Source organism: Brucella pseudintermedia (assembly GCF_008932435.1).
Classification (GTDB): domain Bacteria; phylum Pseudomonadota; class Alphaproteobacteria; order Rhizobiales; family Rhizobiaceae; genus Brucella; species Brucella pseudintermedia.
Genome location: NZ_WBWE01000001.1, coordinates 382,159 through 407,690, shown reverse-complemented (window position 1 = coordinate 407,690; position 25,532 = coordinate 382,159). Strand labels below are relative to the sequence as shown.

The window sequence follows — 25,532 nt, the reverse complement described above, 5'->3', positions numbered from 1 at the left end:
AAAGGGCCGCGACACAAGTCGCGACCCTTTCATATGCCACCCCATGTTTTATGGGAATATTTTTCGTGCGGGCGTCTGGCCGCTGCGACGGGCTTGTTCAGGCTGCAATGATCGAGATCAGAAATGCCGTTCCCTTGCCCTTGATCGTCAGGGGCATGGCGGCGCAGTTTGCGAAATCCGCGCAGTCCAGTTTCTCCAGACGAATGGCCTCGCCGTCCGAAATCAGGTGGAGCTGGCCTTCGGCGCAGAAAAGAAGCGCCGGGTTGCCATCGGCCACAACCAATGTGGTGTCATCGACCGGCAGACGGCTGACCCTATGGGTAAAACGACCGCGCCGTGTCATGACATTGAGGTCGGTAATGGCCGATCCGGTCAGGCGCGCGCTGGAACGGGCGTCGGCGGCGAAAGCCAGCGGTGCGCTTTCGCGGGTGAGTTTCGTTTCGTGCCCCTCGACATCAAGCACGATGCCGTCCCCCTCCAGCACCGACAATGTGCGGTCGATGCCGGGAAAGACGGAAAAGGGGCCGTCGTTGGCCACTGTTGCCGTGGAGATGCGCCAGTCGAAATCATCGACTGACGCGCCTTGCGGGTGAATGGCGATTTCGATCGTGACGCCGCCGCCGTTTTTCCACGGCATGCGGCGGTGGTTGTCTGCCTTCAGGAGAGAGGGCATCAGCCGAGCCATCCCTTGGACGCTGCCCAGAACGCAATCGGCGCCGTGAACAGGATGCTGAGCGCGGTGCGGATATACCAGATCACGATCAGGTCGCGGAACTTCAACGGTATCGATGTTGCCAGCACGCAAGGGATCGAAGCCGACAGGAACAGGACCTGGCTGACCGAAACCACTGCGGCCACGAATTTCAGGACGACATCGGCGTCTTTCAGCAGGATGGCGGGCAGGAACATTTCGGCAAGGCCGGAGGCCATGGATTTTGCGGCAAGCATCGGGTCGGCCAGTTGCGCGATCCAGGTGAACGGGTAGAGGGCGAGACCCAGAACGTCAAAGATCGGCGTATATTTGGAAGCAAGCAGGCCGAGAAGGCCGACGGCCATGATGCTCGGCAGGATCATCGCCGCCATGCGCCGGCCATCAAGGAAGGTCGCCCACAGAAGCGGCAGAAGCTTTGGCGCGCTTTGTGCCTGCTGGATGCCGGTTTCGATTGCCGTTTGAATGCGGCCCTTGCCAGCGGGCAGCGGCGTATCGCGGTCGCCCGGATGATCCATGCGGCTCAGCGGCCACAGGCGGGCGGTGATGGCCGAAACGATGAACGTGACGAAGAATGTGGACCAGAAATAAAGGTTCCATGCATCCATCAGGCCAAGCGTCTTGGCGACGATGATCATGAACGTGGCGGAAACCGTGGAAAAGCCGGTGGCAATGATAGCCGCTTCCCGCGCGGTATATTTGCCTTCCTTATAAACGCGGTCGGTGATCAGGAGGGCGAGCGAATAGCTGCCGACGAAAGAAGCGACGGCGTCGATGGCCGACCAGCCCGGCGTGCGCCAGATCGGGCGCATGATCGGCTGGACGATGACGCCGGTAAATTCCAGCAGGCCGTAGCCGATGAGAAAGGCAAGCGCCAGCGCACCGATAGGGACGATGAGCCCGACCGACAGGACGAGCTTGTCGAACAGGAACGGCAGCATGTCGGGCGTGAAAAGGACGGCAGGGCCCACACCGGCCAGATACATGCAGGCCAGCACGAAGCCGACGACGCGCAGGACCGAGAAGATCGCTTCGGTGAGGTTGGCTTTCCACTTGCCGGTGACGAAGGGCGCAAATGCGCCGTAGGCGATCAGCACGCACACAAAGGCCAGTGCGAATGGGCGAAGCTGGGTCGCTACGGCGGTGGCTGCGTGGTCGAGCAGAATGGTGGATTTGCCGCCGATGGTAACGGGCACGAAAAAGAAGAAGATGCCTATGAAACTGTATAGCACCAGTTTCAAGGCAGCAGGGCCGCGAGAGCTCTCATTGCGGCCAAGTGTGGTGTCTGTCATGTTATTCCCCTGTATGCATGGTTTTTCAATGAAAAAGGCGACCCCCCGCGAGAGGGTCGCCTTTGGTATTCAGCGTTAGTTGCCGAGGATGCCGGGCAGGCGCAGACCTTGCTGCTTTGCCCAGTCGAGGGCTATGTCGTAGCCCGCATCGGCATGACGCATGACCCCCGTTGCAGGGTCGTTCCACAACACGCGACCGATGCGCCGGTCGGCATCTTCGGTGCCGTCGCAGCAGATGACCATGCCCGAATGCTGGCTGAAGCCCATGCCGACGCCGCCGCCGTGATGGAGCGACACCCATGTTGCGCCCGAGGCCGTGTTGAGAAGCGCGTTCAGAAGCGGCCAGTCGGAGACGGCGTCGGAGCCGTCCTTCATCGCTTCGGTCTCGCGGTTCGGTGAAGCAACCGAGCCGCTGTCGAGATGGTCGCGACCGATCACGACCGGCGCTTTCAGCTCGCCGTTCCTGACCATTTCGTTGAAGGCGAGGCCGAGGCGATGACGGTCGCCGAGGCCGACCCAGCAGATGCGTGCGGGCAGGCCCTGGAACTCGATGCGTTCCTTCGCCATGTCGAGCCAGTTGTGCAGATGCTTGTTGTCCGGCAGCAGCTCCTTCACCTTGGCGTCGGTCTTTGCAATATCTTCCGGATCGCCGGAAAGGGCAGCCCAACGGAAAGGCCCGATGCCGCGGCAGAAGAGCGGGCGGATATAGGCGGGAACGAAGCCCGGGAAGTCGAAGGCGTTTTCCAGGCCTTCTTCCAGCGCCATCTGGCGGATATTATTGCCGTAATCGACGGTCGGAATGCCTGCATTCCAGAAATCGAGCATGGCCTGAACCTGCACCTTCATCGAGGCACGGGCGGCCTTGGCGACGGCCTTCGGATCGCTTTCCTGCTTGGCGCGCCATTCGGCGACCGTCCAGCCGATCGGCAGATAGCCATGCACCGGATCGTGAGCGGAAGTCTGGTCGGTGACGATGTCGGGACGTACGCCGCGCTTGACGAGTTCCGGGAATATTTCAGCCGCATTGCCGATGAGCGCAATGGACTTTGCCTCGCCTGCCTTGGTCCACTCATCGATCTTTGCCAGCGCTTCGTCGAGGCTGTGGGTCTTTTCATCGACATAACGGGTGCGGAGGCGGAAATCGGCGCGGGTTTCATCGCATTCAACCGCAAGGCAGCAGGCACTGGCCATGACGGCTGCGAGAGGCTGTGCGCCGCCCATGCCCCCAAGACCGCCGGTCAAAATCCACTTGCCCTTGAGGTTGCCGTCATAATGCTGGCGACCGGCTTCCACGAAGGTCTCGTATGTGCCCTGAACGATGCCCTGCGCGCCGATATAGATCCACGAACCGGCGGTCATCTGGCCATACATGGCAAGACCCTTCTTATCCAGTTCGTTGAAATGATCCCAGGTCGCCCAATGCGGCACGAGGTTGGAATTGGCGATCAGGACGCGGGGCGCATCCTTGTGGGTGCGGAAAACGCCGACGGGCTTGCCCGACTGCACCAGCAGGGTTTCGTCTTCGTTGAGCGTCTTGAGGGTCGCGACGATGCGGTCGAAATCATCCCAGGTGCGGGCGGCGCGACCGATGCCGCCATAAACGACCAGCTCATGCGGGCGCTCGGCCACATCGGGGTCGAGGTTGTTCATCAACATGCGAAGCGGGGCTTCGGTGAGCCAGCTTTTTGCATTGAGTTCGCTGCCGCGTGGAGCGCGCACTTCGCGCTCGTTATGGCGTGGATTGGACATGATGTTCTCCTCAGGAAATTAATTTGGGAGCCAGCTGTTCCAGCTGCTGCAAAAGGGATTTGAGATGCACGCGGAGCTTTTCCGCCTTGGCCTCGTCATAGGCGAAGGGAACCGCTTCGGTGGCCAGATGCGTGGACTGGGCAAGCTCCATCTGGATGGCGTGGACGCCGCTCTCCGGCTTGCCGTAATGGCGCGTGGTCCAGCCGCCCTTGAAACGGCCATTGAGGATCGACGTGTAGCCTTCAGCCTGTCCCGTTATCTCGACAGCCGCGGCTTCGATGGTGGGCGCGCAAGTCTTGCCCATATCCGTCCCGATGTTGAAATCCGGCAGCTTGCCTTCGAACAGGAACGGGATATGGGACCGGATCGAATGGCAGTCATAGAGAATGGCGACACCATGGATCGCCTTGACGCGCTCGATTTCGGCGGCAAGCGCGTCGTGATAGGGCTTGTGAAAACGGGCGATGCGGTCGGCAATATCGGCTTCGGTCGGCGCTTCGCCGTCCTTCCAGATGGCAACGCCATCAAAGTCGGTTTCGGGGATCAGCGTCGTCGTGTTCTGGCCCGGATAGAGACTGACGCCTGCCGGATCGCGATTGGCATCGATGCAATAGCGATGGAAGGTGGCGCGCACCGTCGTTGCATCGTCAAGCAGGCCATCGTAGAGCCGGTGAATGTGCCAGTCAGTATCGGCAAGGATTTTGCCGTTATCGTTGAGGCGCGCAAAAATGTCGTCCGGCACATCGGTTCCGGTGTGCGGGAGGCCGAGAATGACAGGCGACGTGCCCTGACGGATTTCAAAGGCGCTCATTTCACGCCTCCAGATCGGGCAGGATGCCAGCGGAAACAACACTTGAAAGCGTGCCATCGGCTACCAGTTCGGCAGCGGCCTTGAGATCGTCGGCCATGTAGCGATCTTCTTCCAGCGTTGGCACGCGGCCGCGAAGCGCGGCGATGACCTTGCCAAGTTCCGGGCTGGTGGTCAGCGGCTCGCGAAGCTCCACGCCGAGCGCGCCGGTCAGTGCCTCAATGCCGATGATGGCGTTGAGGTTGGCGGTCATCTGAAGAAGACGGCGTGCGCCATGGCAGGCCATGGACACATGATCTTCCTGATTGGCCGAGGTGGGGGTGGAATCGACGGAAGCGGGATGCGCCATCTGCTTGTTTTCGCTCATCAGCGCGGCGGAGGTGACTTCCGCGATCATCAGGCCGGAATTGAGCCCCGGCTTGCGGGCAAGGAACGCCGGAAGGCCAAACGACAAGGCCGGGTCGACCAGAAGCGCGATGCGGCGCTGTGAGATTGCGCCGATCTCGCAGACGGCAAGCGCAATCTGGTCGGCAGCGAAGGCGACAGGTTCGGCATGGAAATTGCCGCCCGATACGGCGCGGCCATCCGAAAGAACGAGCGGATTGTCGGTGACGGCATTGGCCTCGATTTCCAACGTGCGCGCTGCTTGCCGCAGAATATCGAGGCAAGCGCCATCGACTTGCGGCTGGCAGCGGATGCAATAGGGGTCCTGCACGCGCTGGTCGCCTTCAAGATGGCTCTGGCGGATGACGGAACCTTCGAGCAGGGCGCGCAGTGCGCGACCGGCATCGATCTGGCCCTTGTGGCCGCGGAGTGTGTGGATTTCCTCGTGGAAAGGCGCATCCGATCCCATGGCGGCATCGGTCGACAGCGCGCCAGTGATGAGCGCTGTCTGCGCCGCTCGATGGGCGCGGAAGAGACCGGCCAGCGCCAAGACGGTGGAGGTCTGCGTGCCGTTGATGAGTGCCAGCCCTTCCTTGGCGGCAAGCACGACCGGTTTCAGCCCGGCCTTTTCCAGCGCCTTAGCGCCGGAGAGGCGCTCGCCCTGATAAAAGGCTTCGCCTTCGCCGATCATGGCGGCGGTCATGTGGGCGAGCGGCGCAAGGTCGCCCGAAGCACCGACAGAGCCCTTTTCCGGGATCATCGGGATCACGCCTTTTTCCAGCATGTCTTCGATGAGAGTGATGACTTCAAGCCGCACGCCGGATGCACCGCGACCGAGCGAGATCAGCTTCAGCGCCATGATGAGACGCACGATGTCTTCCGACAGCGGTTCGCCGACGCCGCAGCAATGCGACAGGATCAGATTGCGCTGGAGCGTGGCGACATCGCCTGCCGCAATGCGGATCGAGGCGAGTTTTCCGAAGCCGGTATTGATGCCGTAAACCGGCTCGTCGCCTGCCGCGATTTCCGCAATGCGCGCTGCCGCTTTTTCAACACCGACATGAAAGGCCGGGTCGATGCGCACCGGAACGGCCTTACGATAGATAGTCTCCAGCGTTTCGAGCGGGACAGAACCGGGCTTGAGGATGATGGTCATGAAAATGCTCCGTTGCAGACGAATTAGATCCGGCCCTTGAAAACCCGCTTCCACAGCGGATTGAAGCCGATGCGGTAGACAAGTTCAGCGGGGCGTTCGACGTCCCATATGGCAAGATCGGCATCCTTGCCGATTTCGAGCGTGCCGGTTTGATCGAGAAGACCGAGAGCGCGTGCCGCCTCGCGGGTGACGCCTGCAATGCACTCGTCTACCGTCATGCGGAAAAGCGTTGCGCCCATATTCATGGTCAGCAGCAGCGAGGTCAGCGGCGAAGTGCCGGGATTGTTGTCGGTGGCAAGCGCCATCCTGGTGCCTGCCGCGCGGAAGGCTTCGACCGGCGGCTTTTGCGTTTCGCGGATGAAGTAATAGGCACCGGGCAGCAATACAGCCACAGTTCCGGCCTTGGCCATGGCGGCAGCGCCATCGGCATCCGTATATTCCAGATGATCGGCCGAGAGCGCGCTATAGGAAGCGGCAAGTGCTGCGCCGTGCAGGTTGGACAACTGATCGGCGTGAAGCTTGACCGGGATATTATGCGCCTTGGCCGCATCGAACACGCGAGCGATTTCATCGGGCAGGAAGGCAATGCCTTCGCAGAAGCCGTCAACCGCATCAGCCAGTCCCTTAGCAGCAATGGCGGGCAGCATGTCATTGATGATGCGGTCGATATAGGCGGTCTTGTCGCCGTTCATTTCCGGCGGCAGGGCGTGTGCACCGAGGAAGGTCGTGCGGATTGCCACGTCGCGCTCTTCACCAAGACGGCGGGCAGCTTTGAGCGACTTGATTTCGCTGTCGCGGTCGAGACCGTAACCGGATTTGACCTCGACAGTGGTGACACCCTCAGCAATCAGCGCGTCGAGACGCGGCAGGGTTTGGCGCACCAGATCGTCTTCGCTGGCAGCGCGCAGGTTTTTCACCGAGGAAACAATGCCGCCCCCAGCCCGCGCCACTTCCTCATAGGTTGCGCCGTTGAGACGCAGTTCAAACTCGTGTGCGCGATTGCCCGCATGAACGAGATGCGTGTGGCAATCGATCAGGCCCGGCGTGATGAGCCGGTTGCCGCAATCTATTCTGTCGAAGGAAACATATTCACCCGGAAGCGCCTTTTCAGGCCCGACATAGACGATCCTGCCGTCTTTGACAGCGAGCGCCGCCTGTTCGATCAATCCGAGATTTACGGCATTTTCCTCCAGCGTCGCGATGCGCGCGTTGGTGAAAACGGTGCTTAAATTCTTGAGCATGAGCGTTTTCTCGCTTCCCCTGTTTTGAGATAATGTATATACATATTAACGGAACAGCAAAGAAAAAAATGCGCCGGAGCATTTTCGATCCAAAAGCGGAAATTGCTCTGCGTCGAAATGCATGAGAACAAAGTCGAGGAGAGCCTATCCATGTCAGATGCCCCGCTCAAAACACGGTTTGTCCATGCCGGTCAGGCACTCCTTGAGAGCGGCTGGGCTGACGATGTGCGGATCGGCATTGCTGGCGGAAAGATCGTGTCGCTTGAAGCCGGTGCTTCGGCGAAGCCTGACGACGAGCGCCATGCGGTTATTGTCGCGGGCATGCCGAATCTGCACAGCCACGCTTTTCAATATGGCATGGCCGGGCTTGCCGAGCGGCGCGGACCGTCTGCTGACTCGTTCTGGAGCTGGCGCGAGATCATGTATAAATTCGCGCTCACCATGTCGCCGGAACAGGCGGAGGCCGTGGCGCTGCGACTCTATGTCGACATGCTGGAGGCCGGTTTCACCCGCGTCGGCGAGTTCCATTACCTGCATCATGACCGCGATGGCACGCCCTACGCCAATCTTTCCGAAATGGCCGATCGCATTGTCTCCGCTGCCAGAAGAGCAGGCATGGGCTTGACGCTGCTGCCGGTCTTTTATGCGCATTCGACCTTTGGCGGTGCCGCTCCCAATGACGGTCAGCGCCGGTTCATCAATAATCCCGAGCGCTTCGCAAGGCTGCTTGAAGGCTGCCAGAAAGCGCTGGGCGGTTTTGATGGCGCGGTTCTGGGTGTCGCCCCACACAGCCTGCGCGCCGTTACGCCGGATGAGCTCGCCATTGTAACGCAGTTGCTGCCCCATGCGCCGGTGCATATTCATGTCGCCGAGCAGGTGAAGGAAGTGGAAGACTGCATTACCTGGTCGGGCAAGCGCCCGGTTGAATGGCTTCTCGATAATCAGGACCTGTCTTCGCGCTGGTGCCTCATTCACGCGACCCACATGACTGACGACGAAACGAAACGCATGGCCGAGGCGGGCGCGATTGCCGGTCTCTGCCCGGTGACGGAAGCCAATCTTGGCGACGGTACTTTTAATGCCACGGTGTTTGCCGCTGCTGGCGGCAAGTTTGGCGTGGGCTCGGATTCAAATGTGCTGATCGGCATTGGCGACGAGTTGCGCCAGCTTGAATATTCGCAGCGTCTTCACCATCGCGCCCGCAATGTGCTGGCCGAAAACGAAGGATCGACGGGTCGCGCCCTGTTCGAGGGTGCGGTTACGGGCGGCAATATCGCCATGGGACGCGCAGGCGATGGTTTGAAAGTCGGCGCTTCAGCCGATTTTGTTGCGCTCGATGCGGCGCGTCTGCCTCATGCAAAAGGCGATGCGATGCTCGACGGCTGGATTTTCGGCGGTCGCGCCGATGTGAGTGATGTGTGGGTGCGCGGGGTTAAACAAGTGGAAGGCGGGCGTCACCGCTTGCGCGATGAAGCCGAGCGTGCTTTCCAGAAAACCATAGGCGAATTGCTCACCTGACAGGAGACGGCATGGCTGGCGAAGATTCGATCGCAAAGGACGCACCGGTGCTTTCGCTGCATCAGCGTATTCTGGACGATATTGAATCGCGCATCCTGTCGGGAGAATGGCAGCCCGGTCATCGCATTCCGTTTGAGCACGAACTGACGGAACAGTACGGCTGTTCGCGCATGACCGTGAACAAGGCGCTGACCCAGCTTGCCAAAGCGGGTCTGATCGAGCGCAAGCGCCGGTCGGGCAGCTTTGTTTCCTTTCCGCAATCGCAGGCGGCAATTCTTGAAATCCATGATATTCGCGATGAAGTGGCTGCGCTTGGCGTTGCCTATCGGTTCGAACTGACAAGCCGACGCGAACGATTGAGCGGGCCTGCCGATGCAAGGCATATCGATATGCCGCGCCACACGCCGCTGGTCGAACTCGTCTGCCGTCACTTTGCGGGCAAGCGCGTCTTCGCCCTGGAAGAGCGCATCATCAGTCTGGATGCTGTTCCGGCGGCGGCTCAGACGGATTTTGCCGAAAACTCTCCGGGGCCGTGGCTGGTTTCATGCGTGCCTTGGAGCAGCGCAAAGCACTCCATCCGCGCAATCGCCGCTACGCCGGAAAATGCGGGCATGCTCGGTATTCCGCTGGGCTCGCCCTGTCTGGTGATTGAACGCCAGACGTGGAACGCCGACCAGCCGGTGACGCATGTGCGCTTTACCTATCCCGGCGACAGCCATGCGCTGGTGGCGAACTTCACGCCGTCGCAAGGATAAGGAGCGGAAAAAAGCCGCCGCAGGGGAACAGCGGCGGCTAAAAGGCAGCTTAACCTGGGTGTTGGTCAGGCTGCGCGTTTGATGGCGTCGCCGAGGACGGAAACGATCGTGTCGATCTGTTCCTTTTCCACGATCAATGGCGGCGAAAGGGCAATCACGTCGCCGGTGACACGGATCAGCAGGCCCTTCTTGAAGCAATCCACGAAGACGTCATAGGCGCGGGCACCCGGTGCTCCTTCACGCGATGACAGTTCGATAGCGCCGACGAGGCCGAGATTGCGGATGTCGATGACATTCGAAACGCCCTTGAGCGAGTGCAACGCCTCCTGCCAGTGATCGGCAAGGCCCGCGCCGCGGGTCAGGAGACCTTCTTCGGCATAAATTTCCAGCGTGGCGAGACCGGCAGCAGAGGCAACCGGATGGCCGGAATAGGTATAGCCGTGGAACAGCTCGATGGCGTTTTCGGGCCCGGTCATCAGGCCGTCGTGAACCTTGCGGCTGGCGAAGACCGCGCCCATCGGGATGGCACCGTTGGTCAGGCCCTTGGCGGTGGTCACGAGGTCAGGAACGACGCCGAAATAATCAACCGCGAACGGCGTACCGAGACGGCCGAAACCGGTGATGACTTCGTCGAAGATCAGGAGGATGCCGTGCTTGTCCGCCGTGGCGCGGAGGCGCTCCAGATAGCCCTTCGGCGGCAGAACGACGCCAGCCGAACCGGACATGGGTTCAACGATGACAGCAGCGATCTTTTCCGCGCCATGCAGCTGGACGAGGCGTTCCAGATCATCGGCAAGCTCAATACCGTGCGCGGGCAGGCCCTTGGAGAAGGCGTTCTTTTCAATATCGAGCGTATGACGCATATGATCGGCGGGAATCTGCGGGAAGACGCGGCGATTATTGACAAGGCCACCGACAGAAATGCCGCCGAAACCGACGCCGTGATAGCCTTTTTCGCGACCCAGAACCATGGTGCGGGTGCCCTGGCCGATGGCGCGCTGATAGGCGATGGCAATCTTCAGCGCGGTGTCGACCGATTCCGAACCGGAATTGGTGAAAAACACGCGGTCGAGCTTCGCGTCCGGCCCGCCGGGCGCGATGGCTGCAAGCTTTTCGGCAAAGTCGAAAGCCACATTATGGCCCATCTGGAAGGTGGGCGCGAAATCCATGGTGGAAATCTGGCGCTCGACAGCTTCGGTAATACGTTTGCGTCCATGACCGGCATTGCAGCACCACAGACCCGCCGTACCGTCCAGAACCTGATTGCCGTCAGTGTCGGTGTAATACATGCCCGAAGCACTTGCGAGCAGGCGAGGCGCCGCCTTGAACTGCCGGTTCGCGGTGAACGGCATCCAGAAATTCTCAAGGCTTGGCGCGTTGGTTTTGGTGAGCATGGTGTCCTCCTATTTGGGGGTAGCAGGACACGCTTTGCGAAGGGCAACAAGTCCTTTTCTTCAAAATATTAAGTCATTGTTTTCATGTAGGGCAATCGGCGAGTTTGTGTTATATCGAACATCATAAACAGGGAGGGAAGGTTTGATGAGCATCGATATCGGCGGCAGGCTTCGCTATGTGCGTATGCGGCAGAATCTGTCGCAGCGCGAGCTTGCCAAAAGGGCAGGCGTGACCAACTCGACCATCTCCCTCATCGAAGCCAATCAGTCCAATCCGTCAGTCGGCGCATTGAAGCGCATTCTCGATGGTATTCCCATCGGCATGGCCGAGTTTTTCGCGCTCGAACCGGATGCGCCGCACAAGGTATTCTATCAGGCGGAGGAGCTGGTGGAAATCGGCAAGGGGCCGATCTCTTACCGGCAGGTAGGGGATCACCTGTTTTCGCGCGCTTTGCAGATGCTGAAGGAGCGGTACGAGCCCGGTTCAGACACGGGCAAGGTGCTTTTGATGCATGAGGGCGAAGAGGGAGGCATCGTCATTTCAGGCCGCATTGAAGTGACGGTTGGAGCCGAGCGCCGCATATTGGGGCCGGGCGATGCCTATTATTTTTCGAGCAAGCTGCCGCACCGGTTCCGTTGTGTCGGACCGGTGCCATGTGAGATCGTTAGCGCCTGCACGCCGCCGAGTTTTTGACGGCGCACAAGCATTCTCTTATTCGTATCGGGAAATGCCGAGATCGTCCGCCCGGATATCCGGCTTGTTGCCCGAAATAAGGTCAGCGAGCAGCTTGCCGGAACCGCACGACATAGTCCAGCCAAGCGTTCCGTGACCGGCATTGATGAACACATTGTCGTAGCGTGTTGCACCGATAATCGGGGTGGAATCCGGCGTCATTGGACGCAGGCCCGACCAGAAGGTCGCTGCCTTCAGATCGCCGCCGGGGAACAGGTCGGTCACTGACAGGTCGAGCGTGGCGCGGCGTGCGGCAGGCAGATCCTTGGTAAAGCCCGAGACTTCCGCCATGCCACCGACGCGGATGCGGTCGCCGAGACGGGTGATGGCAATCTTGTAGCTCTCATCGAGAACGGTTGAAACCGGAGCGCGGCTTTCATCGATGATCGGCGCGGTGATGGAATAGCCTTTCACCGGATAAATGGGCGCATTGAGGCCGAGCGACTTGACGAGCGCGGGCGTGTAGCTGCCAAGCGCAACGACATAGCGGTCGGCGGTCAGGATGCCTTCAGACGTCTCGACGCCCGAAACCTTGCCGCCGGACATCAGCAACGACTTGATATTGACGCCGAAGCGGAACTTCACACCGAGTCCTTCGGCGATCTTTGCCAGTGCATTGGTGAACTTGAAGCAGTCACCGGTTTCATCGTTGGGCAAACGCAGGCCGCCGACGAACTTGTCCTTCGCATGGGCAAGCGCGGGTTCGACGCTCACGCAGCCGTCACGGTCAAGCACTTCGAACGGAACGCCATCCTGACGCAGCACTTCAATGTCCTTGCCGATGCCGTCGAGCTGGTACTGCTCACGGAAAAGCTGGAGCGTGCCCTGCATGCGCTGATCGTATTCGATGCCGGTTTCCTTGCGCAGGTCGACAAGGCAATCGCGCGCATATTCGGCAACGCGCACCATGCGGGTCTTGTTTACCTTGTAGCGACTGTCGGTGCAGTTGGCGAGCATCTGCAACAGCCAGCTATACTGAACCGGGTCGCAGGTCGGGCGCAGAACCAGCGGCGCATGCTTCTGGAACAGCCATTTGGCGGCCTTGAACGGAATGCCGGGCGCAGCCCAGGGCGAAGCGTAGCCGGGCGAAACCTGACCGGCATTGGCAAAGCTCGTTTCCAGTGCCGGGCCTTCTTCGCGGTCGACAACGGTTACCTCGTGGCCGAGTTTGGCGAGGTAGTAGGCGGTCGTAACGCCGATGACGCCGCTGCCGAGGATGGTGATCTGCATGTTCGCCTCTTGTCTTATGCTTTTATGTCGCCCGCACCGCTGTCCACGTAGACACGTGCATAACGGTTGCCGAGCGCAGTCAGGATTTCATAGGGAATGGTGTCGCAATCCCGCGCCACGTCTTCGAGACGCTGGTGCGGACCGATCAGTTCCACAAGGCTGCCGAGTTTCAGCGTGCCTTCCGGCAATGCGCCGACGTCGAGCGTGATCGAGTCCATCGAGACGCGACCGATGATCGGCAGGCGCGTATCGCCAAAAAAGGCAGAACCCTTGTTGCTGAGAGCGCGGAACCAGCCATCGGCATATCCGACGGCAATCGTCGCAACCCGCATCGGACCTTGAGCTATATAGGTTCCGCCATAGCCAACCGCCGCACCCCTATCGATGTCGCGCACCTGAATGACACGTGCCGAAAGAGTGAGTACGGGAACAATTTCGTTTTTGGGTCCGACGCCATAAAGTGCGACGCCGGGGCGGGCCAAGTCGAAATGATAGGTCTTGTCGAGGAAGCTGCCGCCGGAATTGGCAAAGGCGACCGGAAGTTTCGGCAGGCGGGCAAGCAGGGCCGTCATGGTGGCAAGCTGGCGCGCGTTTGCCGCATTTTCGGGCTCGTCGCCACTGGCCAGATGGCTGATGACGAATTTCACGTCGATGCCATCGAGCAGAGCCGGATTGGCCGTCAGGCGGTCGAATTCGCTGGTGGAAAGGCCAAGGCGCGACATGCCGGTATCGAGTTGCAGAAGGGCGGGCAGCTTCCTGCCTTGTCTGGCGGCGAGCGCCGCCCAGTTTTCAACCTGTTCCAGAGAGTTCAGCACTGGCAGGATGCCGTCGCGGGCGCAGGCTGCTTCCGTTCCCGGCTGAAGACCGTTCAGAACGTAAAGTGTCGCATCCGGCTGGAGAAAGGGCTTCAAGGCAATGGCCTCGCCCAGATGGGCGACGAAGAAATCGCGGCAACCGGCATCGTAAAATGCCGGAGCAACGCGGCTGGCACCGAGGCCGTAAGCATCCGCCTTCACGACAGCAGCGGTGCGGGTTGGCGCAATATGACGGGCAACGGCCGAATAATTGTGCCGCAGCGCCGCAAGATCGATGGTCAATACGCCGCCAGCGGCAAGGTCCCGCTCGCCTTGTGAAAATTGCATCGACATATCACCCATTACGCGGTTCTTTCCAAACTGCTCACTATTTCACGAAAACGCCCGGAAGCCCGCCGATAGGAAACGCGCGCCGCCCGGAGCGTATAAAGCCCGGCGGAGAAATCTTTGCGGTTCCCCATCCCAACAGCTTGCTCATATATTAATTGAAGACTATTCGAATGTTTTTGCTATTTGTTGTAGATTATGCGAATTTCCGCACGATCTACGCATCTTTTGGCTTAAGAGTTGAAGATTATTCATGGCGACGCTCGACAGTATAGACCGCAACATCATCCGTTGCCTGCGCCGGGATGGGCGCATGACCAACAGTCAGCTGGCTGGCGAAGTGGGGCTTTCGCAGTCCGCTTGCCTGCGGCGGGTGCAGATATTGCAGGAAAGCGGCGTTATCCGTGGCTACACGGCCATCGTCGGTTCATCCGGCGGTGATGAGCGTCTGGTCGCCATCGTGCGCATCACCCTGGACCGGCAGACAGAGGAATTTCTGAACCGTTTCGAGGAGGCCGTGCGGCGGCATCCCGAAGTGCAGGAATGCTATCTCATGACGGGTGATGCAGATTATATCCTGCGTGTCGAAGCCGAAAATGCTGCGGCCTATGAGATCATTCACAAGGAAATCCTGTCGCGATTGCCTGGTGTCGCGCGCATTCATTCCAGTTTCGCAATTCGAACGGTGCTTTTATCGAAAGCGCCGACCTCGCGTGGCTGAAATGAAAAAAGCCCAGTCAAGCCGGGCTTTTCCATAGTGCTGAAAATGCTCTAACGGAATTCGTAGCGCAGACCGGCGCGGATCGTGTGCATGTTGAAGCCGTTGTCCTTGGCCTGCGTTCCGGTGGCACCCGGTCCTTCGGCGTTGCCGTAAGGGTTCGTGTTGCGGTCGTCGGCATCGTATCCATAGGCTTTGCCGCCATTGATACGCATATAGCGATAGCCGACATCCAGCTTGAGTTGTTCCGTCAGGTCATAGCTGACGCCCGCCATGAGGGCCATTGCAAAACGCCAGCTGTCCAGTCCGCCCTTTTCACTGGAATAGGTGCAGCCAGCGCAGACTTCATGGGATTTCCAGTCGTCATACTTGACATAAGCAGCGCCAAGACCTGCGCCGAGATAAGGCGTGACAGGCCCCGTACGCGGCAGGTCGACATAGGCGTTGGCCATCGCCGTCCAGATATTGGCGGTGGACGAATCCTCGTAGTTGCAGTTGTCCTCGACCGGATTGAACCCCTTCCCGGACTTCACATAGCTCGGACAGGGGGTGCGCCCGTTGATGCCTGCGCGGAAATAATCGAGCGTGGCATCGGCGCGGAATGTGTCGGTGAAGCGGTAACCCACGCCCACGCCGTAGGTTGCGCCTGCCTTGAGGTTGAAATCATTGTAACGCAGCGTGTCGTCAATGCCGCGATAAGGCGGATCGTACTGGTTCCAGAAATTCCATTCACCGTCCGTGCTGGATTTGAAATTGTAACCGAGGTCGCCGCGAATATACCAGCCGGAAGCATTGACCGGTTCCGGCATTGGTTCAATGACAGGCTCTGCAATTATATCAGCGGCGAATGCCGCACTCGATCCCGCCATCAGACTGACAGCCACGATGGCAATGGCGGAAATGCACTTCATCGGTTTCTACTCCAAATCCGAACAGAAAATCGGCTCACAAGCCGTATTGTCGAATATGGTAAAGAGATATGTTTAACACTTGGTTATTAAGTAACTTTGCGGTGTATTTTCTGCCAGAGCTCGCGCTTTCCGCGATATTGCTTAAGTAATAGCTAAAGTATAGGAGCCGACACGGGGCCGGCTCCAAACAGCGTCAAAAGTTTATGGAATGGATGATCGACTTGTCGATCTCGTTTATATCGCGCTTGCCGCATAGCGCCATGGTGACATCCAGTTCCTTGCGGATGATTTCAAGCGCGAGCGTTACGCCATCCTTGCCCAGTGCCCCGAGGCCGTAGAGGAACGGGCGGCCGATGAATACGCCCTGCGCCCCGAGCGCGCGGGCTTTGAGCACGTCCTGGCCGGAACGAATGCCGCCATCGACATGCACTTCAATCTTATCGCCGACAGCCTCAACGATCGGCTGCAGCATGGAGATGGAGGATGGAGCGCCATCGAGCTGGCGACCACCATGGTTCGACACGATGATTGCGTCAGCGCCCGATTTCGCCGCCATCCTTGCGTCTTCCGCGTCGAGAATGCCCTTGAGGATAAGCTTGCCGCCCCATTGTTCCTTGATCCAGGCAACGTCGTTCCAGTTGAGCTGCGGGTCGAACTGTTCGGCAGTCCAGGAGGAGAGGGAGGAAAGGTCGGTAACGTTCTTGGCGTGGCCGGCGATGTTGCGGAACGTGCGGCGCTGGGTGCCCATCATGCCAAGGCACCAGCCCGGACGGGTTGCCATCTGCCAGATATGCTTCGGCGTGAATTTCGGCGGGGCGGAAAGGCCGTTGCGGATATCCTTGTGGCGCTGGCCGAGAATCTGGAGATCAAGCGTCAGCACCAATGCCGAGCAGCCCGCGGCCTTGGCGCGGTCGATCAGGTTCTTTACGAAATCGCGATCCTTCATCACGTAAAGCTGGAACCAGAACGGCTTCTTGGTGACCGAAGCAACGTCTTCGATGGAGCAGATGCTCATGGTCGAAAGGGTGAAGGGAACGCCGAAGGCTTCGGCGGCCTGTGCGGCCAGCATTTCGCCGTCAGCGTGCTGCATGCCGGTCAGTCCTGTCGGGGCGAGAGCCACTGGCATGGACACTTTTTCGCCGATCATCGTCGTTCCCAGCGAGCGGTTGGTCATGTCGACAAGAACACGCTGGCGCAGCTTGATCTTCTTGAAGTCGTCCTCGTTTGCGCGGTAGGTCGACTCGGTCCAGGCACCGGAATCCGCGTAATCAAAGAACATCTTGGGGACGCGGCGCCGGGCAAGCCGCTTTAGATCGGCAATTTCAACGATATTGGGCATCTATCCCACCCCTTGTGGTAATTTTTCTTGACCAATCGCATGACGGATCGCGCGGCTGAAATCAAGTGCGAACAAGTATCGAATAACAATTGCCTCGCGGTTAATTGAAGGACCGGATAATTCCTCTTATGGTAATGGCACACGCCCAAGGCAACTTCCTGCCGATCAGAGAAGGCGTTCCTGCAACTGAGCCCGCAACTGGGTTAGAGGGTAACGGATGAGCAAGGCCACCAAAACCGGTTTCATAGGCAAGCGATCGGCTGCTGCGGGCGGATGGGGTGCATTGAAAAGCTGCGGCAAGCAATTGCTGGCAAGCGGTGCTCCTCTTTCCGGTGCGCGTACGCTTCTCAAGGCGAACCAGCCTGACGGATTCGATTGCCCCGGTTGCGCCTGGGGCGACCCGGAACATGGCTCTTCCTTTGAGTTTTGCGAGAACGGCGTGAAGGCTGTCGCCTGGGAGGCGACCGACCGGCGCACAACGCCCGCCTTTTTCCGCGAGCATACGGTTTCGGAGCTCCGCAGCTGGACGGATTATGATCTGGAGAATACCGGTCGTCTGACCCATCCGATGCGGTACAATGCTTCGACCGATCAGTATGAAGCCGTGGAATGGGATGAGGCTTTCAGGGCAATTGGCGATATTCTCAAGAGCTTTGACAGCCCGAACCGCGTCGAATTCTATACTTCGGGCCGCGCTTCCAACGAGGCTGCGTTTCTCTATCAATTGTTCGTGCGCGCCTACGGAACCAACAATTTCCCCGATTGCTCCAATATGTGCCACGAGGCAAGCGGCGTTGCACTGAAACAGTCAGTCGGTGTCGGCAAGGGAACCGTTCTGCTGGAAGATTTCGAAATGGCCGATGCCATTTTCGTTGTAGGCCAGAATCCGGGCACCAATCATCCGCGCATGCTCGGCGATCTGCGTCGCGCAGCCGAACGCGGTGCCCGCATCGTTGTTTTCAATCCGATCCGCGAACGAGGGTTGGAGCGTTTTGCCGATCCGCAGAACAAGCTTGAAATGCTTCACGGCGGCAGCGAAGCCATAGCAAGCGACTATTTCCAGCCGCGTCTTGGCGGCGATCTCGCCGCTTTCCGCGGCATGGCCAAGGCGGTTTTCGCAGCCGACGATGCGGCACTTGCGGCGGGCAAGCCAACAATCCTCGACAGGGCATTTCTCAGCGCGCATACTGCCGAACTGGAAGCTTATCGCGCTGCAGTCGATGCGACCTCGTGGGAAGAAATCGAGGATCAGTCCGGCCTTTTGCGAGCGTCGCTCGAACGCGCGGCGCAGATCTATATGCAATCGGAACGGGTCATCTGCACCTGGGCGATGGGCATCACACAGCACCGCCATTCGGTCATCACGATCCGTGAAATCACCAATTTCATGCTGCTGCGCGGCAATATCGGCAGGCCGGGCGCGGGGCTTTGTCCGGTGCGCGGCCATTCCAACGTGCAGGGCGACCGTACGGTCGGTATCAATGAGCGGCCTCCGGTCGCTTTTCTCGATGCGCTTGAAAAGGAATTCGGCTTCGACGTTCCGCGCGAGCCGGGGCATAATGTTTTGGGCGCCATCGGCGCGATGCTTGATGGTTCGGCTCAGGCATTCATCGGCCTTGGTGGCAATTTTGCACGGGCCACTCCGGACAGTCCGCTCATCTCGAAAGCGCTCTCCAGCCAGCGCCTGACGGTTCATATCGCGACCAAGCTCAACCATTCGCATCTGGTGCCGGGACAGGATTCTTTCATCCTGCCATGCCTCGGACGCACTGAAATCGACCTCAACTCCAAGGGCGTGGCGCAGATCGTGACGGTCGAAGATTCCATGAGCATGGTGCATGGTTCAGGCGGTATCAATGCGCCGGCGTCGCCGCATCTGCGCTCGGAAGTGGCGATCATTGCAGGCATGGCGCAAGCAACGCTTGGGCCAAAGCCAGTCAACTGGCTGGAACTTGCCGACGATTATGATCTCATCCGTGACCGTATTGCCCGCGTATTGCCGGACTTTCACGATTTCAACACGCGGGTGCGGGTTCCGCGGGGGTTCCACTTGCGCAATTCCGCCCGTGAGCTGGAATGGAATACGGCAATGGGCAAGGCCACGTTCTGGACCGGCGCGCTGCCGGAAACGGTCGAGCACCAGCAGGCACGTGGCAAGCCGGGGCGCTATGTATTGCAGACATTCCGCAGCCACGACCAGTATAACACCACCATCTATGGCATGGATGATCGCTATCGCGGTGTCTATGGCGAACGGCAGGTCGTCTTCATGAATGCGGCCGACATGGCCGATCTTGGCGTGGAGGCTGGCGACCGCGCCGATATTGTTGGCGAATTCGATGACGGCGTGGAGCGGATTGCCCGCGATTTCCGTTTTGTGCCCTATGATATACCGCGCGGCTGCATTGCCGGTTACTATCCGGAAATGAATGTGCTCGTGCCGCTCGCCAGTTCCGGTGATGAAAGCTACACTCCAACCTCAAAGTCGGTGATTGTTTCGTTCCGTCCTCTAAAGTCGGCTGCCCCATGATGGATGAGAGCGAGGCGGAATATATGGCGATGGTCGATGCTCTCCTTACCGCGTCCCGCAGTCTTTCGGGTCTGGGCGCGGGTATTATCGCAGCGCTGGCGCTGGATATTGCGTCCGACAGCCGAACCTTTGCGCGGATGCTGAGTGTTGCGCACGCGCTGGTGCTTCGGGAAATTTCAGTACTAGGGCAAGACCATGGTTATGTGCGGATCAGGCAGCGCGATCCGCGCACGCAACGCACACGTTATGAATTGAACGCTGCCGGGCAAAGGCTGGTCCGGGAGGTGAGGAGTTTGGAAGGTTAACGATAATTTCGGCATTCCAAGAATATTTCTTTAAATTCTGCATGTCTGTATATTTCTGATTGCAAATATTCTTATGAAAGGCAAAGGCCGCCCGGTTGTTTTATTTTAGCATTCCTGAATCTATTTCAACAGAGATAACTAAGAATCCAGATATTTTACAAAGCCGCTTTTCTTTGCGCGGCTTTAATTGCATCCTCATACGAACTGAACCAGTGAGAATAATGTAAATGACAGTAAGTTCACTCATTTACGGTTTGCGGAATGGAGGAGGGCGTGTTGAGAACCAGCCCTTTTCTCACCGTTTCGGCACAGCCGGTATAGTCCTTGTGTGTCTGGGGCTGCTTGTGCCAGGGGCTGCGTCTCGGGCGCATGCAGACCAGCTCAATACGGTGCCGGTAGCGGCGGAGAAAGCGGTCGCCAGCGAATATCAGCCGAAGCTGACTTTATCGGGTGCGATAGCGGCGCGATCGCTTGTCAACGTATCGTTTCGTTTGAACGGTCAGGTGGTACAGCGTCGGGCAGAGGTCGGTGAGCATGTGAGCATGGGACAGCCTCTCGCAAGTATCGACGACGTCGAAGAGCAGGCTAATCTGCGCGTTGCGCAGGCCTCCAGGGATGCCGCGCAGGCGCAGCTGGTTCAGGCGCAGGCCAACTTTGTGCGGCAGAAGGCTTTGCTGGCGCAAGGCTTTACGACGCGAAGCATCTATGATCAGGCAAACCAGGACCTGCAGACGACGCAAAGCGCCCTCGCCAGCGCGGAAAGCCAGCTCAACGATGCACGCGACCAGCTGTCCTACACCGAATTGCAAGCGCCTGTTTCGGGCGTGATCACCGCGCGCAATGTGGAGGCCGGTCAGGTGGTACAGGCAGCGCAGACGGCGTTTTCGATTGCCGAGGACGGGCCGCGCGATGCGATCTTCGATGTACAGGAAACGCTGGTCAACCACGCCAAGATCGGGATGGGAGTGACGATCTCCCTTCTCTCCGACGCTTCGATCAGCGCCGAAGGCAAGATCCGCGAAATTTCGCCGGCGGTCGATGGGCAGACAGGCACCGTGCGGGTCAAGGTCGGGATAGCGCAAACGCCGCCCCAGATGGCGCTGGGCGCTACCGTGACGGGCACGATTCATATGGAAAGCGTAAAGGTCATCGCTTTGCCCTGGAGCGCGATGACTTCGGATGCAGGACGCCCGGCTGTCTGGCGACTCTCCACGGATTCGAATGTGGCAACGCTGGTTCCGATCCAGATTCTCGCCTACGAAAAAGGCCGGCTGCTGGTTGAGAGCGGAGTACAGGAAGGCGAACTGATCGTCACCAAGGGCGCGCAGATGCTGCGTTCCGGTGAACCGACAGAGATCGTGCCGGAACAGGAAGGGCTCGCTGAACAATGAGGACGGCTATCCGGTTTTCCACGATCCGCTCGACGGGTTATGTCTTCTTGCTAGGCGCGGCGGTTTTGCTCAGCGCCTGCGGCAAGGAAGAAGACCAGCAGGCGAACTCGGACGTTGCGCGTCCGGTCCTTTACATGGTGGTCGAACCCCAGCCTGTAACGCAAACGGGTTTTGCCGGCACGATCGAGCCTCGCTATTCCACCGATCTCGCTTTCCGTGTGCTGGGGCGGATTATCAATCGGCCGGTTCAGGTGGGCGATCTCGTGAAGAAGGACGAGATGGTCGCCATGCTTGATCCTTCCAATCTCGACCTTGCCGTGCAGTCGGCACGGGCCGATCTGGCGAGCGCTGAGGCACAGTTTGCCAATGCTTCGGCAAGCGAAGAGCGCCAGCGCATCCTGCTGAAAGGCAATAATGTGTCTCAGGCCGATTATGATGCTGCAAAGCAGGCGCGGGACAGCGCGCAGGCGGGAGTTGAAAAGGCTCAAGCGGGGTTGAAAAAGGCGCAGGATCAACGCAGCTATGCCGTGTTACGCCCGGATTACGATGGCGTCATTTCAGCAACGACTGCCGAAGTGGGGCAGGTCGTTGCGGCGGGACAAACGGTGATGACGGTCGCGCGTCCGGATGTTCGGGAAGCGGTGGTCGATATTCCCGATAGCATGACGCAGTATTTTGAGCCCAACACACCTTTCAATGTGCAGCTCCAGGCTGATCCGGCTGTCACCGGAAAGGGCACCGTGCGTGAAGTCGCACCGCAGGCAGACGCGCAAACACGCACGCGGCGCGTGCGCATTGCTCTCGACAATCCGCCCGAGGGCTTTCGTCTTGGCGCAACGATCCAGGCAGCGATGGCGATGCCCGAACAAAATCTTGTGACGATGCCGATCCAATCCCTGCACGAAGAAAATGGCAAGACCGGTGTCTGGATCATCGACCCGAACAAACAAACGGTTTCCCTTCATGACGTGCAGATTATCGAACGGGGCGACAGCAGCTTTGTCGCCGGGGGCGTCGATGTCGGCAGTTACGTTGCGATTGCCGGTGCGAATGAGTTGAAGGAAGGACAGAAAGTCCGTCTGGACGTGAAAGGAACGGGCCTGTGAAGAAGGGATTCAATCTGTCTGACTGGGCTCTGAACCATCGGTCCCTCGTCTGGTACTTCATGCTCGTTTTTCTTGTCGCGGGCTTCATTTCCTATATCGATCTCGGTCGGGAGGAAGATCCGGAATTCACAATCAAGACAATGGTTGTGCAAGCCAATTGGCCGGGTGCGTCCGTTGAGGACACGCTGAATCAGGTGACCGACCGGCTGGAAAAGAAGCTAGAGGAACTCGATACGCTCGACTATACACGCAGCATAACCACGGCGGGCAAGTCGGTCGTGTTCGTATTCCTGAAAGATACGACGCGGGCCGCACAGGTCAAAAAGTCCTGGACGGACGTGCGCGACTTTCTGAACGACATCCAAAATACGCTTCCGCAAGGCGTTCTCGGACCGTATTTCAACGACCAGTTCGGTGACGTTTATGGCAATGTCTATGCCTTCACGTCGGATGGTTTTTCCATGCGACAGCTGCGAGACTACGCCGAAAGTACGCGAATCAAAATCCTGACGCTGCCCAGTGCGGGCAAGGTTGAATTGATCGGTGCGCAGGACGAAGCGATCTATCTGGAGTTCTCCACACGCCAGATTGCAGCGCTCGGACTGGATCAACAGGCAATCCTCCGAGCCTTGCAGGATCAAAATGCAATCACGCCGTCCGGTGTTGTGGAAGCCGGGCCAGAGCGTATCAGCGTGCGCGTCAGCGGGCAATTCACCTCGGAAGCCGATCTGCGGGCGATAAACCTGCGCGTTAATGACCGTTTCTTCCGGCTTTCGGATGTGGCGACGATTACGCGTGGCTACGTGGATCCGCCAACATCCATTTTCCGCGTCAACGGACAGGACGCAATCGGCCTCGGCATAGGCATGAAGCCCAACGGCAACCTGCTCGAGTTCGGCGCGGCACTTGACAAGATGATGAGCCAGGTGACGGCGGAGCTTCCGCTCGGCGTCAATGTTTTCAAGGTTGCCGACCAGCCTCAAGTCGTCAAGGAGGCAGTTTCGGGTTTCACGGAAGCGCTGTTCGAGGCTGTCATCATTGTGCTGGCGGTGAGCTTTGTCAGTCTGGGCGTGCGGGCTGGTTTTGTTGTCTCGCTGTCGATCCCGCTGGTGTTGGCCATTGTCTTCCTGATCATGTCGTTGATGGATATTTCACTGCAGCGCGTGTCTCTTGGTGCGCTGATCATCGCGCTCGGTCTGCTGGTCGACGATGCGATGATCGCAGTTGAAATGATGGTGGCGCGGCTTGAGGCCGGCGATCCGATCAACAAGGCGGCAACTTACGTTTATACGAGCACCGCCTTTCCCATGTTGACTGGTACGCTTGTTACCATTGCAGGGTTCATACCGATCGGGTTGAACAGTAGCCAGGCTGGCGAGTACACATTCACATTGTTTGTGGTGATAGCGGTTTCGCTGATTGTTTCATGGATCGTGGCGGTGCTTTTTGCACCCCTGCTGGGCGTGACCTTTTTGCCCAAGAAGATGAAGGCGCATGAAGAAAAACACAGCCGGTTCTTCGCGATCTTCTCGAAGGTTCTGCTCGCAGCCATGAGACACAAGTGGATCACGATCGTTACGACGGTCGCGCTCTTCCTCGTGTCCGTTTTTGGCATGAGCTTTATCGAACGACAGTTCTTCCCGGAATCCGACCGGCCCGAACTGGTGCTCGACTGGACGTTGCCACAGAACAGCTCCATCACCGATACCAGAGCGCAGATGGAAAAGTTCGAAGCGACGAGGCTAAAAGACAATCCCGATGTGGATCACTGGAGCACTTATATCGGGCAGGGAGCTATCCGCTTCATTCTGTCCTTCGATGTGCAGCCAGCGAATCCCTATTTCGGGCAAATCGTCGTTGTTGCCAAGGATATCGAAGCGCGCGACAGGCTCCGCGACAAATTCAATGAGGTGTTGCGCAAGGATTATGTCGGTACGGACGTCTATGTGAAGTATCTGGAGCTTGGACCGCCCGTCGGACGTCCGGTGCAATATCGCATTTCGGGGCCAGACATCCAGGAACTGCGAGGTGTCGCGCAGAATTTTGCCGGTATCCTCAGCGCGGACAAGCGGCTTGGTGTCGTCAATTATAATTGGAACGAGCCGGGCCGTGTCATTCGCGTCGATGTGATGCAGGACAAGGCGAGAAAGCTCGGCATTTCCTCGAAGGATATTGCAACGACCCTCAACGGTATCGTTGGCGGGATCACGATTACGCAGGTGCGGGATTCGATCTATCTGATCGACGTGATCGCGCGGGCGCAGAAGCAGGAACGGGACTCCATCGATACGCTGCAGAGTCTCCAGATCGCAACCGGCAACGGGACATCGGTACCATTGGCGGCGATTGCCAATTTCCGCTATGAACTGGAGCAGCCGGTTATCTACCGTCGTTCGCGCATTCCAACGATCACGGTTTCCGCCGGCATCATCGACAAGACGATGCCAGACACGATCGTCAAGGATCTGGCACCGGCCATCAAGTCCTTCGCCGACAAGCTTCCGGCGGGATATTATATCCAGACGGCAGGCACGGTGGAGGAAAGCGGCAAGAGCCAGGGTCCGATCGCTGCGGTCGTTCCGCTGATGCTGTTCGTCATGGCGACCGTCCTGATGCTTCAGCTCCAGAGCTTCCAACGCCTTTTCCTTGTGGTGGCTGTGGCGCCGCTGGGATTGATCGGCGTCGTGGCGGCTTTGCTGCCAAGCGGCAAGCCGCTCGGTTTCGTGGCGATCCTCGGCGTGCTGGCGCTGGTAGGCATTCTCATCCGCAACTCGGTCATCCTGATTGTGCAGGTTGAGGAGCATATTGCCGAGGGTATGCATCCATGGGATGCAGTGACGCAGGCCAGCCAGCACCGAATGCGCCCCATCGCGCTCACGGCGGCAGCGGCAAGTCTTGCGTTGATCCCCATCGCGCGCGAAGTGTTCTGGGGACCGATGGCCTATGCCATGATGGGCGGCATCATTGCGGGTACGGCAATCACGCTCCTCTTCCTGCCAGCGCTTTATGTCGCCTGGTTCCGGATCAAGGAGCCTGAACGCGACGGTGATGAGCCGCCAACCGAGGCGCACCCGGCTCCCCAACCACACTGACGAAAAGCCCGGTTCCGACCGGGCTTTTT

At 59.0% G+C, this 25,532-nt stretch carries 20 protein-coding genes; 9 read left to right on the top strand and 11 right to left on the bottom strand.

Translation table 11 applies throughout. The annotated features are described in order from the left end of the window. Nucleotides 1-97 precede the first annotated feature (97 nt). The 6 genes from F9K78_RS01910 to hutI form a co-directional block, all read right to left on the bottom strand. A complete protein-coding gene (locus tag F9K78_RS01910) occupies nucleotides 98-673 on the bottom strand; it encodes a HutD/Ves family protein (protein ID WP_376902996.1) in 576 nt (191 codons plus the stop codon). Continuing rightward, nucleotides 673-2,001, bottom strand: a complete 1,329-nt coding sequence (locus F9K78_RS01905) for a YjiH family protein (RefSeq protein ID WP_121985894.1) — start codon at nucleotides 1,999-2,001, stop codon at nucleotides 673-675. Before F9K78_RS01905 ends, F9K78_RS01910 begins: the two co-directional genes overlap by 1 nt. 75 nt (nucleotides 2,002-2,076) lie before the next feature. Further along, a complete protein-coding gene (hutU, locus tag F9K78_RS01900; protein WP_121985895.1) occupies nucleotides 2,077-3,750 on the bottom strand; it encodes a urocanate hydratase in 1,674 nt (557 codons plus the stop codon). Between the two features lie 10 nt (nucleotides 3,751-3,760). After that, nucleotides 3,761-4,561: an N-formylglutamate deformylase gene (gene hutG / locus F9K78_RS01895; RefSeq protein WP_121985896.1), complete on the bottom strand. Its 801-nt coding sequence runs from the start codon at nucleotides 4,559-4,561 to the stop codon at nucleotides 3,761-3,763. A 1-nt stretch (nucleotide 4,562) separates the two neighbouring features. Further along, nucleotides 4,563-6,098 (bottom strand): histidine ammonia-lyase, encoded by a 1,536-nt coding sequence (gene hutH, locus F9K78_RS01890; RefSeq protein WP_121985897.1) that lies wholly within the window; start codon nucleotides 6,096-6,098, stop codon nucleotides 4,563-4,565. Between the two features lie 23 nt (nucleotides 6,099-6,121). Further along, entirely contained in the window at nucleotides 6,122-7,339 is a 1,218-nt protein-coding gene (gene hutI, locus F9K78_RS01885; RefSeq protein WP_121985898.1) for an imidazolonepropionase, read from the bottom strand. Between the two features lie 150 nt (nucleotides 7,340-7,489). On the opposite strand from hutI, the gene F9K78_RS01880 reads away from it, so the two are divergent. Then, the gene (locus tag F9K78_RS01880; protein ID WP_121985899.1) at nucleotides 7,490-8,857 is read left to right on the top strand and encodes a formimidoylglutamate deiminase; all 1,368 of its coding nucleotides are present in this window, start codon (nucleotides 7,490-7,492) and stop codon (nucleotides 8,855-8,857) included. 11 nt (nucleotides 8,858-8,868) lie between these two features. Beyond that, nucleotides 8,869-9,612 (top strand): histidine utilization repressor, encoded by a 744-nt coding sequence (hutC, locus tag F9K78_RS01875; RefSeq protein ID WP_121981763.1) that lies wholly within the window; start codon nucleotides 8,869-8,871, stop codon nucleotides 9,610-9,612. A gap of 65 nt (nucleotides 9,613-9,677) precedes the next feature. Here hutC and aptA read toward each other — a convergent pair whose 3' ends face one another. Further along, the gene (gene aptA / locus F9K78_RS01870) at nucleotides 9,678-11,006 is read right to left on the bottom strand and encodes an omega-aminotransferase AptA (protein WP_121981764.1); all 1,329 of its coding nucleotides are present in this window, start codon (nucleotides 11,004-11,006) and stop codon (nucleotides 9,678-9,680) included. A gap of 145 nt (nucleotides 11,007-11,151) precedes the next feature. Here aptA and F9K78_RS01865 point away from each other — a divergent pair, with 145 nt between their 5' ends. After that, a complete protein-coding gene (locus F9K78_RS01865) occupies nucleotides 11,152-11,700 on the top strand; it encodes a cupin domain-containing protein (protein WP_121985900.1) in 549 nt (182 codons plus the stop codon). 18 nt (nucleotides 11,701-11,718) lie between these two features. Here the strand turns inward: F9K78_RS01865 and F9K78_RS01860 are convergent, their stop codons facing one another. After that, nucleotides 11,719-12,969, bottom strand: coding sequence for a D-amino acid dehydrogenase (locus F9K78_RS01860; protein ID WP_121981765.1), 1,251 nt, complete (start codon nucleotides 12,967-12,969; stop codon nucleotides 11,719-11,721). Nucleotides 12,970-12,983: 14 nt separating this feature from the next. Beyond that, nucleotides 12,984-14,126 (bottom strand): alanine racemase, encoded by a 1,143-nt coding sequence (gene alr / locus F9K78_RS01855; RefSeq protein ID WP_121985901.1) that lies wholly within the window; start codon nucleotides 14,124-14,126, stop codon nucleotides 12,984-12,986. Nucleotides 14,127-14,364: 238 nt separating this feature from the next. On the opposite strand from alr, the gene F9K78_RS01850 reads away from it, so the two are divergent. Further along, nucleotides 14,365-14,832 carry an Lrp/AsnC family transcriptional regulator gene (locus tag F9K78_RS01850; protein ID WP_121985902.1) on the top strand — a complete coding sequence of 156 codons (468 nt, stop codon included), beginning with the start codon at nucleotides 14,365-14,367 and terminating at the stop codon, nucleotides 14,830-14,832. Between the two features lie 50 nt (nucleotides 14,833-14,882). Here F9K78_RS01850 and F9K78_RS01845 read toward each other — a convergent pair whose 3' ends face one another. Further along, nucleotides 14,883-15,740 carry an outer membrane protein gene (locus F9K78_RS01845; RefSeq protein ID WP_121981768.1) on the bottom strand — a complete coding sequence of 286 codons (858 nt, stop codon included), beginning with the start codon at nucleotides 15,738-15,740 and terminating at the stop codon, nucleotides 14,883-14,885. Between the two features lie 193 nt (nucleotides 15,741-15,933). Beyond that, on the bottom strand, nucleotides 15,934-17,079 hold the full coding sequence (locus F9K78_RS01840; RefSeq protein WP_121981769.1) for an alpha-hydroxy acid oxidase: 1,146 nt from the start codon (nucleotides 17,077-17,079) through the stop codon (nucleotides 15,934-15,936). A 217-nt stretch (nucleotides 17,080-17,296) separates the two neighbouring features. On the opposite strand from F9K78_RS01840, the gene F9K78_RS01835 reads away from it, so the two are divergent. The 5 genes from F9K78_RS01835 (at nucleotide 17,297) to F9K78_RS01815 (ending at nucleotide 25,503) form a co-directional block, all read left to right on the top strand. Then, nucleotides 17,297-19,609, top strand: coding sequence for an FdhF/YdeP family oxidoreductase (locus tag F9K78_RS01835; RefSeq protein ID WP_121985903.1), 2,313 nt, complete (start codon nucleotides 17,297-17,299; stop codon nucleotides 19,607-19,609). Continuing rightward, entirely contained in the window at nucleotides 19,606-19,914 is a 309-nt protein-coding gene (locus F9K78_RS01830) for a hypothetical protein (RefSeq protein WP_121981771.1), read from the top strand. The genes F9K78_RS01835 and F9K78_RS01830 overlap by 4 nt, the downstream gene beginning before the upstream one ends. A gap of 227 nt (nucleotides 19,915-20,141) precedes the next feature. Further along, entirely contained in the window at nucleotides 20,142-21,305 is a 1,164-nt protein-coding gene (locus tag F9K78_RS01825) for an efflux RND transporter periplasmic adaptor subunit (protein ID WP_121985904.1), read from the top strand. Further along, nucleotides 21,302-22,411, top strand: coding sequence for an efflux RND transporter periplasmic adaptor subunit (locus F9K78_RS01820; protein ID WP_121985905.1), 1,110 nt, complete (start codon nucleotides 21,302-21,304; stop codon nucleotides 22,409-22,411). Before F9K78_RS01825 ends, F9K78_RS01820 begins: the two co-directional genes overlap by 4 nt. After that, nucleotides 22,408-25,503, top strand: coding sequence for an efflux RND transporter permease subunit (locus F9K78_RS01815; protein WP_121985906.1), 3,096 nt, complete (start codon nucleotides 22,408-22,410; stop codon nucleotides 25,501-25,503). The genes F9K78_RS01820 and F9K78_RS01815 overlap by 4 nt, the downstream gene beginning before the upstream one ends. The last annotated feature ends 29 nt before the right edge of the window (nucleotides 25,504-25,532 follow it).

Bases quoted from the DNA above. Each gene is read 5' to 3' on its own strand.
- F9K78_RS01820 (WP_121985905.1), top strand. From the start codon at position 21,302: ATGAGGACGGCTATCCGGTTTTCCACGATCCGCTCGACGGGTTATGTC.
- F9K78_RS01865 (WP_121985900.1), top strand. From the start codon at position 11,152: ATGAGCATCGATATCGGCGGCAGGCTTCGCTATGTGCGTATGCGGCAG.
- hutG (WP_121985896.1), bottom strand. From the start codon at position 4,561: ATGAGCGCCTTTGAAATCCGTCAGGGCACGTCGCCTGTCATTCTCGGC.
- hutU (WP_121985895.1), bottom strand. From the start codon at position 3,750: ATGTCCAATCCACGCCATAACGAGCGCGAAGTGCGCGCTCCACGCGGC.
- hutH (WP_121985897.1), bottom strand. From the start codon at position 6,098: ATGACCATCATCCTCAAGCCCGGTTCTGTCCCGCTCGAAACGCTGGAG.
- F9K78_RS01840 (WP_121981769.1), bottom strand. From the start codon at position 17,079: ATGCCCAATATCGTTGAAATTGCCGATCTAAAGCGGCTTGCCCGGCGC.
- hutC (WP_121981763.1), top strand. From the start codon at position 8,869: ATGGCTGGCGAAGATTCGATCGCAAAGGACGCACCGGTGCTTTCGCTG.
- F9K78_RS01835 (WP_121985903.1), top strand. From the start codon at position 17,297: ATGAGCAAGGCCACCAAAACCGGTTTCATAGGCAAGCGATCGGCTGCT.
- hutI (WP_121985898.1), bottom strand. From the start codon at position 7,339: ATGCTCAAGAATTTAAGCACCGTTTTCACCAACGCGCGCATCGCGACG.
- F9K78_RS01860 (WP_121981765.1), bottom strand. From the start codon at position 12,969: ATGCAGATCACCATCCTCGGCAGCGGCGTCATCGGCGTTACGACCGCC.
- aptA (WP_121981764.1), bottom strand. From the start codon at position 11,006: ATGCTCACCAAAACCAACGCGCCAAGCCTTGAGAATTTCTGGATGCCG.
- F9K78_RS01845 (WP_121981768.1), bottom strand. From the start codon at position 15,740: ATGAAGTGCATTTCCGCCATTGCCATCGTGGCTGTCAGTCTGATGGCG.
- F9K78_RS01905 (WP_121985894.1), bottom strand. From the start codon at position 2,001: ATGACAGACACCACACTTGGCCGCAATGAGAGCTCTCGCGGCCCTGCT.
- F9K78_RS01830 (WP_121981771.1), top strand. From the start codon at position 19,606: ATGATGGATGAGAGCGAGGCGGAATATATGGCGATGGTCGATGCTCTC.
- alr (WP_121985901.1), bottom strand. From the start codon at position 14,126: ATGGGTGATATGTCGATGCAATTTTCACAAGGCGAGCGGGACCTTGCC.
- F9K78_RS01825 (WP_121985904.1), top strand. From the start codon at position 20,142: ATGACAGTAAGTTCACTCATTTACGGTTTGCGGAATGGAGGAGGGCGT.
- F9K78_RS01850 (WP_121985902.1), top strand. From the start codon at position 14,365: ATGGCGACGCTCGACAGTATAGACCGCAACATCATCCGTTGCCTGCGC.
- F9K78_RS01910 (WP_376902996.1), bottom strand. From the start codon at position 673: ATGCCCTCTCTCCTGAAGGCAGACAACCACCGCCGCATGCCGTGGAAA.
- F9K78_RS01880 (WP_121985899.1), top strand. From the start codon at position 7,490: ATGTCAGATGCCCCGCTCAAAACACGGTTTGTCCATGCCGGTCAGGCA.